The organism is Clostridium sp. DFI.5.61, from assembly GCF_024462915.1.
Taxonomy (GTDB): domain Bacteria; phylum Bacillota; class Clostridia; order Oscillospirales; family Oscillospiraceae; genus Lawsonibacter; species Lawsonibacter asaccharolyticus.
The window spans coordinates 1-9885 of the sequence record NZ_JANGBZ010000089.1; the positions used below are offsets into that span (position 1 = coordinate 1).

The 9885-nt window shown below is 62.7% G+C and carries 8 protein-coding genes; 1 reads left to right on the forward strand and 7 read right to left on the reverse strand.

Annotated elements, in window-relative coordinates:
* From NE584_RS18540 to NE584_RS18555, 4 genes are all read right to left on the reverse strand, one after another.
* The coding region (locus tag NE584_RS18540; protein WP_256183472.1) for an AAA family ATPase at positions 1 to 908 on the reverse strand (908 nt) is incomplete at its 3' end.
* Between the two features lie 95 nt (positions 909 to 1003).
* Positions 1004 to 2389, reverse strand: a complete 1386-nt coding sequence (gltA, locus tag NE584_RS18545; RefSeq protein ID WP_108980753.1) for an NADPH-dependent glutamate synthase — start codon at positions 2387 to 2389, stop codon at positions 1004 to 1006.
* Positions 2382 to 3233: a sulfide/dihydroorotate dehydrogenase-like FAD/NAD-binding protein gene (locus tag NE584_RS18550; protein ID WP_108980752.1), complete on the reverse strand. Its 852-nt coding sequence runs from the start codon at positions 3231 to 3233 to the stop codon at positions 2382 to 2384. Before NE584_RS18550 ends, gltA begins: the two co-directional genes overlap by 8 nt.
* Positions 3234 to 3306: 73 nt before the next feature.
* A complete protein-coding gene (locus tag NE584_RS18555) occupies positions 3307 to 5256 on the reverse strand; it encodes a bifunctional UDP-sugar hydrolase/5'-nucleotidase (RefSeq protein ID WP_256183475.1) in 1950 nt (649 codons plus the stop codon).
* Between the two features lie 293 nt (positions 5257 to 5549).
* Between NE584_RS18555 and NE584_RS18560 the strand changes: the two genes are divergently transcribed.
* Positions 5550 to 5762: a hypothetical protein gene (locus NE584_RS18560; protein ID WP_108980750.1), complete on the forward strand. Its 213-nt coding sequence runs from the start codon at positions 5550 to 5552 to the stop codon at positions 5760 to 5762.
* Positions 5763 to 5768: 6 nt separating this feature from the next.
* Here the strand turns inward: NE584_RS18560 and rfbA are convergent, their stop codons facing one another.
* The 3 genes from rfbA to NE584_RS18575 all read right to left on the reverse strand — a co-directional run bounded on the left by rfbA (position 5769) and on the right by NE584_RS18575 (position 9382).
* Positions 5769 to 6626: a glucose-1-phosphate thymidylyltransferase RfbA gene (rfbA, locus tag NE584_RS18565; RefSeq protein WP_050623746.1), complete on the reverse strand. Its 858-nt coding sequence runs from the start codon at positions 6624 to 6626 to the stop codon at positions 5769 to 5771.
* 213 nt (positions 6627 to 6839) lie between these two features.
* A complete protein-coding gene (locus tag NE584_RS18570) occupies positions 6840 to 8807 on the reverse strand; it encodes a pyruvate carboxylase subunit B (protein ID WP_108980749.1) in 1968 nt (655 codons plus the stop codon).
* Positions 8808 to 9253: 446 nt separating this feature from the next.
* Positions 9254 to 9382: a hypothetical protein gene (locus NE584_RS18575; protein WP_256183476.1), complete on the reverse strand. Its 129-nt coding sequence runs from the start codon at positions 9380 to 9382 to the stop codon at positions 9254 to 9256.
* Positions 9383 to 9885: the final 503 nt, after the last annotated feature.

The following is a 9885-nucleotide window of genomic DNA, read 5'->3' on the forward strand; positions in this document are numbered from 1 at the left end:
CGCCCCGGACTGACCGGGGCGCCGTTCTCATCCTCAAATTCCTCCCGGCGGCTGCGGAAGAACTCGTAAAAGGTGCGGACACTGGGCACCTGGGTCCAGCGGCAGGGCTCCACCGGGTCCTGGTCCAGGTCATAGATCTTCGCCCCCCGCAGGGCCAGCAGGAAGGGGGAATGGGTGGAGATGACGAATTGACAGCGGTAAAAGCGGGCGGAGTCCTCCAGAAAGCGGGCCAGCTCCAGCTGGAGCCGGGCAGACAGACTGTTTTCCGGCTCGTCCAGCAGGTAGAGCCCGCCCTCCTGGATCTCCCTGGTGAAGTAAAGGAATGCGCTCTCCCCGTTGGAACGGCCCGGGATATCCTTCATCACCCGGTCCCGCACATAGTGGGAGCCGGTCTTGCGCTGGGCCTCCACCACCTGGCGCAGGCGGTCATAGTCCTCCAGAGAGCGCATCTGAAAACGGGCGTACCGGGCATCCGCATATTCCTCCAGCAGTTCCTTTCTCCTGTGCTCGATGTTCTCATTCATATATCGGAGATCCAGCAGGCCGTCGAACACATCGTCACTGGTGATGATCCGGCTGTTCTCAAGCTCCGCCGCCCCGAAGGCCCCTGCCGTCTCCGCCTCGCAGAGATCCAGATAGGGCTGAAAAAAGGAGCTCCGGTTGAACACAGTCCCGCGACGCAGCTTCAACTTCTCCGCCATCAGATTGAGCACCGTGGTCTTGCCGCAGCCGTTCCCGCCGCACAGGATGGTGATGGGCTCAAAGGTCAGAGGAGGGACCTTTCGGGACAGAAAGATGCCGAAGGGGTAGCGGCTGCCGTAACAGGTCCGTTTGTTCTCGCTGTCACGTGCCAGGAAGCTGGCCTCTGCCCCCTGCCCCGGCAGGGAGAACCTCCTCAGATAAAGCATGTCTTTCCCCTCCTTTTTCCATCCTACCGCAGAAGCAGCCCCAAAAACAGGACTTTTACAGTAAGGGCCCCGCACAAGCTGCGGGGCCCTTTGTCTTATTTCTTGCTCTTCAAATACTCGTCGATGGCCTTTGCGGCGTGCTTGCCGGCCCCCATGGCCAGGATGACAGTGGCGGCGCCGGTGGCGGCGTCGCCGCCGGCAAAGACCCCCTCCACCGAGGTGTGTCCCGCCTCGTCCGCGGCCACGCAGCCCTTCCGGGTGCGCTCCAGACCGGGAGTTCCGCCGTAGCTCATGGGGTTTGGACTGGTCCCCAGGGCCATGATGACGGCGTCCGCCTCCATGGTGAACTCACTGCCCTGGATGGGCACCGGGCTGCGGCGGCCGGAGGCGTCCGGCTCTCCCAGCTCCATCCGGATGCAGGTGATGGACTCCACATGCCCCTTCTCATCCCCCTGGATAGAGACAGGGTTGGTGAGCAGGTCGAAAATGATGCCCTCCTCCCGGGCGTGGTGGACCTCCTCCGCCCGGGCAGGCAGCTCCGCGTCAGAGCGGCGGTAAACGATGTGGACCTCTGCCCCCAGGCGCTTGGCGCAGCGGGCGGCGTCCATGGCCACGTTGCCGCCGCCCACCACCGCCACCTTGCGGTTGTGGAGGATGGGAGTCTCGCTGTCCGGCTGATAGGCCTTCATCAGGTTGATGCGGGTGAGGTATTCGTTGGCGGAGTACACCCCCACCAGGGACTCACCGGGGATCTTCATGAACATGGGCAGCCCGGCGCCGGAGCCGATGAACACGGACTCATAGCCCATGTCGAACAGCTCGGGGATGGTCAGCACCTTGCCGATGACCATGTTCAGCTGGATCTCCACCCCCATCTTCTCCAGGTTGGCCACCTCCCGGGCCACGATGGCCTTGGGGAGACGGAACTCGGGGATGCCGTAGGTCAGTACGCCGCCGGGCAGGTGGAACGCCTCGAACACCGTAACGCTGTATCCCATCCGAGCCAGCTCGCCGGCGCAGGTCAGGCCGGCCGGGCCGGAGCCGATGACCGCCACCTTTCTGCCGTTCTTGGGGGCGGTGGCCGTGTTGGCCACTCCCTGCTGGGCGGCCCAGTCAGCTACGAACCGCTCCACCCGCCCGATGGCCACCGGCTCCCCCTTGATGCCCCGGACGCACTTGCCCTCGCACTGATTTTCCTGGGGGCACACCCGGCCGGAGATGGCGGGCAGGGCGTTGGCGTTGGACAGGATCTCATAGGCGGCAGCGATGTTCCCCTGGGCCACCTGATCCAAAAATTCCGGGATGGGGATGCCCACCGGACAGCCAGACACGCAGGCCGGGTTCTTGCAGTGGATGCACCGCTTGGCCTCGTTCATGGCCTCCTCCAGGGTGTAGCCCCGGGCCACCTCCAGGAAGTTCTGGTTCCGGACCTGGGGGTCCTGCTCCGCCATGGGGGTCTTGGTCAGCTGCATGTTAGCCATTCATGGCACCTCCTCCCAGGCGGCACAGGTGGTCCTGCTTCCGCCGCGCCTCAAATTCCCGATAGGTGGCGTTGCGGGCGATCACCTCGTCAAAGTCCACCTGATGCCCGTCAAAGTCCGGGCCGTCCACACAGGCGAATTTCACCTCGCCCCCCACCGTCACCCGGCAGCACCCGCACATGCCGGTGCCGTCGATCATGATGGGGTTCATGCTCACCGTGGTGGGGATGTGGTACTTTTCGGTGAGCTTGCAGGCAAATTTCATCATCATCAGGGGGCCGATGGCCACCACATGGTCATACTGGGCCCCGCCCTGGATCAGTTCCTCCAGCTTGCCGGTGACAAAGCCGTGGTAACCGTAGCTGCCGTCGTCCGTGCATATGTACAAGTCGGTGGCCGCCCGTCCCATCTCCTCCTCCAGGATCACGATGTCCTTGGAGCGGAAGCCGCCGATCAGGTCCACCTGGGCCCCGGCCTCCTTCATGGCCTTGGCCACCGGCAGGGCGATGGCACAGCCCAGGCCTCCGCCCAGCACCGCCACCCGGCGGTAGCCCTCCACGTGGGTGGGGGTGCCCAGGGGGCCCACAAAGTCGTGGAGGCAGTCCCCCTCCTGCAGCTGGTCCAGGGCCAAGGTGGTGCCCCCCACCTTCTGATAGACCACAGTGACCTTTCCGTCCTGGGCGCTGGAGATGGTCAGGGGGATACGCTCCCCCGCCTCGTCCACCCGCAGGATGATGAACTGGCCCGCCTTGGCTTTGGCGGCGATCAGCGGTGCCTCCACTGAGATCTGCCCGATCTCCGGGGTCAGGCTCCGCTTGGCCGCGATGCGATACTGTTCTTTCACACTCTTTCCTCCTCACAGGCGGTCCCTGCCGCCTGGGTCTTGATTCTGATGGGCGGATGCCCGCGCCGGCATCCTATCCCCGGTACCTCTTCCGGCCGCCGCCGTAGCGCCGCCGCCTTACCCGCCGGACCAGGGCCCGGACCAGCAGCACCGCCGCCGCCAGGACCGCCGCCGCCGCCAGCAGCGTGACCAGGGTGATCCAGTTGGGGGAGCGGAGCAGCTCGATGGGGTTCCAGCTGCGGTCCACCGACTTGCGCCCGTCCCCCTTCGGCATGCCGTACCGCTCGGGCACCCCTTCATCCCCGAAGGACTGAAGGTAGGCCGCCAGGGCATACCACTCCTTGATCTCGCTGCCGTTCCCGTCCCGGAGCACCCGGGTGGCAAAATCGGTGATGGGCACTCCGTTCTCGTCCTTGGGCTCCAGAGACAGCAGCCCCAGGGACTTCTCCTTCACCGTGCCCAGCATCTGGGCGGAGTACATCCCGGTCACCACCCGGTAGAGCTGGTCGTCCTCGATCCGGGACATCTCACGCTCCAACAGGCCGGTGGCGAAGGAGGGCTCCTCCAGCCAGCAGGAGGTCACCCGGTTGAAAAACATCCGGTGGGGGTTGAAGGTGTACACCATCCCCGACATGTACAGCTGGGCCGCCGGCATGATAGGGGTCACCGAGGCGTCCACCTCTGCCGCCGCCCGCAGCTCCTTCCCGGTGAGGTAGCAGGTCACCAGTGGAAAACCAGAGGTCCCATCCTCCCCCACTCCCATGGAGAGCACATCAAAGGCCTGGGAGACGGTGATATCCCCCGCAGGCAGATCGGCCCGCAGCACGCCGTCGGCAGTGACTGCCACCGTGGGCACCCCTGGGTCCTCCGCTGCCAGCTCCCGCGCCGCCCAGAGGAAGGCGTCCGCCACCAGCTCCCCCAGGGGATTTCCCTGCTGGACTCCCGACTCCGGCCGCGTCAGGGAGAAGTCCGCCCGGGCCAGCACCTGGTCATAGGTCAGGTGGTAGCGGGCCAGATAATCCACCCCCACCTGGGCCTTCCACTCCTCCACCAGGGAGGCGATCTCCTGGTCCTCCGGCAGGGTCTGGTCGATAGGGATCAGCTGGTAGTCCACCAGGGTCTTGCTTCCGTCCTCCGACCACTCCAGAGTGATGCTCCCCAGATTCTCGCAGTAGGGCCCGGCGGAGACGATATAGGTATCCCCCTCCACAATGGGCTGGGTGAGGGTGGTGTGGGTATGGCCAGAGAGGATCAGGTCGATCCCCTCCACCTCCCTGGCCAGCTGCTGGTCCTCCGACTTCCGCTCCCGCTCGTCGGTCCCGCTGTGGGACAGCGCGATGATAAACTGCGCCCCCTGCTCCTCCAGGCTGTCCACGCAGCGCTGGGCCGCCTGCACCGGGTCCTCCAGCGTGAAGCCCGAAGTGGGGGCGCAGTCGTCCGAGTCGGTGCCCATCAGGCCGAAAATGCCGTAGGTGACCCCGCCCCGCTCCAGCAGTAGCGTGTCGGTCACGCCGTAGGCCGACATGGCCCGCTGGATGTCCAGCTGGTCAGGACCACCGGCCGATGGGGCGTAGTTGGCCATGAGCAGGGCCGGAAGCGGATCTCCGCTGGTGTAGGCCGCCGTGAGCATCTGGGCAAAGCCCAGGCCAGTGTGGTCAAACTCATGGTTGCCCGCAGTCGTGGCGTCATAACCCAGAGCGCCCATGGTCCGCAGCTCCGCCGCCCGGGTGGTGTAGAGGGTCTGGACCAGAGAGCCGATGGAGAAGTCTCCCCCGTCCAGGGTAAGAGCATCCGGGTGGAGGGCCCGCTGCTGCTCCAGTGCGGAGGCCAGCCGGGCATAGCCTCCGGACTCCCCGCCGTCCGCCCTCTCCAAGGGCAGGAAGTGGGAGTGGAGATCATGGGTAAAGAGCACCGTGGTCTGGTGGGGCCCAGGGGCCGGCTCCGCCAGACCCCAGGGAATCAGCAGGGTCAACAGGAGAAGCGCTGTGAGCACAGCGGTCATTCTCCGCCGCAGCCGCCTCATGAAACCAGCCTCCTTTCCGTCTGCTCCCGTCATTCTGCAAAAACCGCTTTGCAGGATTTCATTTTGCCATAAAATCAGACAAATGGCAATATCAAAGTCTTAATTCCTCACCTCCGCCTCTCCTTCTAATGGGGAGACAGGCGGATCAGGACAGCCACCCGCCCTCTCCGGTCACTATGATACTCCAAAATCCACTTTGTTGGTATTGTATGTTTCGACAAAATCCCCTATCATTTTATGTGGGGACACTTGAAGCGCAGCCCCGCCATTTGGAAAAGGAAGGAGGGGTAGACATGGATCTCACAGAGAACAGGCGGGCAGTGGATGCCTTCACATACGGAGCGGGTACATCGGGGTATCCACCTCAGGAGCTCCTCGCCGCCCTGCTGACGCTGGATGGCGCCTCCCTCACGTCCGGAGAGGTGGAGGAGCTGCGCCGCACCTGTCTGGCCCAGGGCGGCATGCAGGAAAGCCCCGGCGGGACATCTCCCGCCGGGGCCCGATAGAGGCGTTCACAGGCATTTCAGATACTTGCCGTAGAGGGTCATCTCCAGCTCGTCCCCGATGGCGTGGACCTGCTCCTCCGAGATCCAGCCCTCATAGAAACCCAGCTCCTCCAGGCAGCCTACATAGCGGCCGGTGGTGTCCTGGATCTCCTTGATTGTCTGGGCCGCCGCCAGCAGACTGTCCGCCGTGCCGGCGTCCAGCCAGGTAAAATTTTTTTCCAGCGGTATCACCTGGAGCTGTCCTCGGCTGAGATACTCCAGATTCACATCGGTGATCTCCAGCTCTCCCCGGGCGGAGGGCTTCAGGGCTCGGGCGATCTCCATCACCTGCTGATCATAGAAGTAGAGACCGGGCACGATATAGTTGGACTTGGGGTAGCGGGGCTTCTCTTCAATGGAAATGGCCTTTCCATTCTTGTCGAACTCCACCACGCCAAAGGGGCGGGGGTCCTCCACGTAGTAGCCGAACACTGTGGCGGCCGCGGGACTGGCCGCAGCCTTTTTCAGGGTGGCTCCCAAGGTGGGGGCGTAGAAAATGTTGTCCCCCAGCACCAGACAGACCCGGTCGTCCCCCACGAACTCCTGCCCAATGAGCAGGGCGTCCGCGATCCCCCGGGGCACCGGCTGCTCCGCATAAGAGATCTTCAGACCGTACTGGCTCCCGTCCCCCAGCAGAGCGGTGAAGGTGGCGGTCTCGTTAGGGGGAACGATCACCAGGATCTCTGAGATCCCAGCCTGCATCAGAATCGCGATGGGGTAGTAGATCAGGGGCTTGTCGTACACGGGAAGCAGCGGCTTGCAAACCGGCTTGGTCATGGGATACAGACGGGTGCCTTTCCCTGCGGCCAATACGATCCCTTTCATGCGGTCACTCCTCCTCTTCCATCCGGCCTGTTCAGATGATTCAGTTTACCATGTTCCCTCTGCCTTTTCAAGGTGATTTCCATTAAGACTTCCTTAAAAGTGTGTGAGAGGGCCGCAGTGCTTCTCTTCCCCCTGCCCGGGCGGTCAGAAAGGCTCCCCGCCAGCCGGAACTGGCTGGCGGGGAGTCGTTGCTTATCCTCTGAATTTCTGTTGTCAGCCCAGGACTACCAGCAGGTCATCGGTATTGACGGCGGTGCCCACTGTGGCGGATACAGACTTGACGGTGCCGTCCACCGGGGCAGAGACCTCGATCTCCATCTTCATGGCCTCCAGCACCACCAGTACATCGCCCGCCTTCACTGCCTGGCCGGGCTTGCACTCCACCTTAAAAATATTGCCGGGCATGGGACTGTTTACCGGCGTCTCGCCGGCGGCAACAGCGGTGGGAGCAGGGGTAGCGGCAGGAGCAGCGGCCGGTGCCGGGGTGGGCGCTGCCACGGGAGCGGCGGCCGCAGGAGCGGCGGCAGCCACGGGGGCGGCGGCCACAGGAGCGGCGGTGGGGGTATCAGCCTTGGCCACCGACACCTGATAGGGCTTGCCATCGATGGTGATGGTGAAGTTTCCCGTGCAGTCCTCCCGGTCTCCCATCTTCAGATAAGAGGGCTGGTAGGACGCGGCAAAGGGCTGGATGGCACGGCTCACATAGCCGGGGGTCTGGGGCACGGGCACCGCGGCATAGTAGACGGGGCCGGCAAAGGGCGCGCGGGGAGCGGGAGCCGCAGCAGGGGCGGCGGGCGCAGCAGGTTTCACAGGGGCAGCCTCCTTTTTCTTCTTGAACCCTGTGGCACGGTCCTCAAAGAAGGCCATGGCCACCTGGGGGAACGCGATATAGGACAGGACATCCTCGTCACTCTTGGCCTTGTCGCCCAGTTCCTTCTTGGTCTTTTCAAACTCGGGCTCCAGGGAGTCGGCGAAACGGCCTTTCACCACAGGGGTGTTGCCCAAAATCTTCTTTTGAATCTTGGCATCGATGGGGGCAGGGGTACGGCCGTACTCACCCCGGCAGTAGGCCTTGATTTCTTTGCCCACCACCTTGTAGCGCTCGCCGGCCAGTACATTCTGCACAGCCTGGGATCCCACCATCTGGCTGGTGGGGGTGACCAGGGGCGGATAGCCCAGGTCAGCACGGACCTTGGGGGTCTCGGCCAAGGCCTCGTCCAGCTTATCGATGGCGTTCATCATTTTGAGCTGGGAGATCAGATTGGACAGCATGCCGCCGGGGATCTGGTAATTCAGGCACTGGGTATCGGTGGCCATGGAGATGGGGTCGAGAGTCCCGTCGGCCAGGAAGTCGGCCCGGACGCCCTTGAAGAAGTCGGCCATCTTGACGAGGACCTTGTCGTCCAGGTCCACCTGGTAGCCAAGCTGGCGCAGGGCGTAAGCCAGAGTCTCGGTGGCAGGCTGGGCGGTGCCGCCGGAGAAGGGGGAGATGGCGGTGTCGATCACATCGGCACCCGCCTCCACCGCCTTCAGATAGGTCATGAACGCCAGGCCGGTGGTGCAGTGGGTGTGGACCACCACCGGCAGTTCGGGGACCGCGTCCTTGATGGCGGAGACCAGGTCATAGGCGTCCTTGGGCCCCATGATGCCCGCCATGTCTTTGATGGCGATGGACTTTACGCCCATTTTCTGGAGATCCTTCACCATGGCTACGTTCTTTTCCAGGGTGTGGACCGGGCTGGTGGTGAAGCAGATGGTACCGGAGGCGTGGGCCCCCTGCTTGACGGTCTCGTCGATGGCTACCTCCAGGTTGCGCACATCGTTCAGAGCGTCGAAGATACGGATGATGTCGATGCCGTTCTTGACGGAGTACTCCACGAATTTACGCACCACGTCATCGGGATAGTGCTTATAGCCCAAGATGTTCTGGCCTCGCAACAGCATCTGGAGCTTGGTATTGGGCATCTTGGCCCGGATCTTCCGCAGCCGCTCCCAGGGGTCCTCCTGGAGATAACGCAGGCACACGTCAAAGGTAGCGCCGCCCCACACCTCAGCGGAGTAGTAGCCAGCCTTGTCCATGGTCTCCAGAATGGACTCGAATTTGTCATAGGGGAGGCGGGTGGCGATCAGCGACTGGTTCGCGTCACGCAGCACTGTCTCTGTAAAGTTGATCTTTCTCATGTTCATCTGACCTCCGTGATGCTTTTTCAAAGCTGGATTCTATGAAACATAAACAGGGGCAAAGACTTTTCCGGCGTCCCTTCTGGACGGCAGAAAGGGCCGGTTTCCCCCTCCGGCCTGAATCTTATGGTTATTTTAGTATATTTTTTGCCCGGGTGCAAGTCTTTCTGTGCAAATTGGCCCACTTTATCCAGTTATGGAGCAAGATTCAGCAACCGGTCCTGATCGGGCAGGGCATCGGCCCCTATGGTACACGCCACTCTCCTTCTCCACGCAGGAACGGGGCCTGCCCCTCCGCTGCTCCCCGGTCATCGGCGCACCGGGGCCGCCCGGCCTCTCCTCAGGCACGGCCCTGCCTGAAACGCAGAGACCGGGAGCCTGTCTCCCCGACCCGCAGCTCTGCCGCGGCTGGGTACAGGCTCCCGGTCCAGTCATCCGGAGATCCGTCAGCGCTCACTGCATACCACAGCTTCCTTGCGGGCAGCAGGCTCACTCTCAAAGATCATGTCGTCGATGTCTTTATCCTGACGCATCTGATTCCAGATACTGTTCTTCTTCTCACGAAGCATCGTCATGTCGATCTCTCCTTTCCATGGGAACGTCATTTTATCATTTCAGGCAACAAAAACGCCACCGCTGCACTACTGCAAACGATGGCGGAGAAAATCAGGCTGAACTGGAAAAACAAGATTTTTGGGGGTCACCCCAGATCATGTTGGCTCCTATGCACAGTCTGCACACACCGCTTGCAGTCCCACCTCTCTCCCTGGGTCACATAACGCTGAGATCTCATCTGTGCTCACCTCTTTCTCCGCCGCCCGTTTCTTTGGCAGCTGTGTCTCTCAACAGGCAGGACAACTTTCCCCTTTTTGTCCATTCCGACGCTTTTTTCTCCATACTGCCGGAGCGTCCAGCGCCTCCCGCCGGCTGATTGTTGTTATTGTAAACCTCTCTTCTCCAAATGTCAAGAAAATTTTTTGTAAAAAATGAAGGCCTGCCCCATCCCCCCCTTCATTTTCCCGGGAGGCCCACCCACCGTGGCACAAAGCGGGGGGGGGGGGGGGGGGGGGGGGGGGGG

What these genes read in the sequence shown, in the direction of transcription:
- gltA (WP_108980753.1), bottom strand. Translation starts at nt 2,389, where the DNA reads ATGGCTAACATGCAGCTGACCAAGACCCCCATGGCGGAGCAGGACCCC.
- NE584_RS18555 (WP_256183475.1), bottom strand. Translation starts at nt 5,256, where the DNA reads ATGAGGCGGCTGCGGCGGAGAATGACCGCTGTGCTCACAGCGCTTCTC.
- NE584_RS18560 (WP_108980750.1), top strand. Translation starts at nt 5,550, where the DNA reads ATGGATCTCACAGAGAACAGGCGGGCAGTGGATGCCTTCACATACGGA.
- rfbA (WP_050623746.1), bottom strand. Translation starts at nt 6,626, where the DNA reads ATGAAAGGGATCGTATTGGCCGCAGGGAAAGGCACCCGTCTGTATCCC.
- NE584_RS18570 (WP_108980749.1), bottom strand. Translation starts at nt 8,807, where the DNA reads ATGAGAAAGATCAACTTTACAGAGACAGTGCTGCGTGACGCGAACCAG.
- NE584_RS18575 (WP_256183476.1), bottom strand. Translation starts at nt 9,382, where the DNA reads ATGACGATGCTTCGTGAGAAGAAGAACAGTATCTGGAATCAGATGCGT.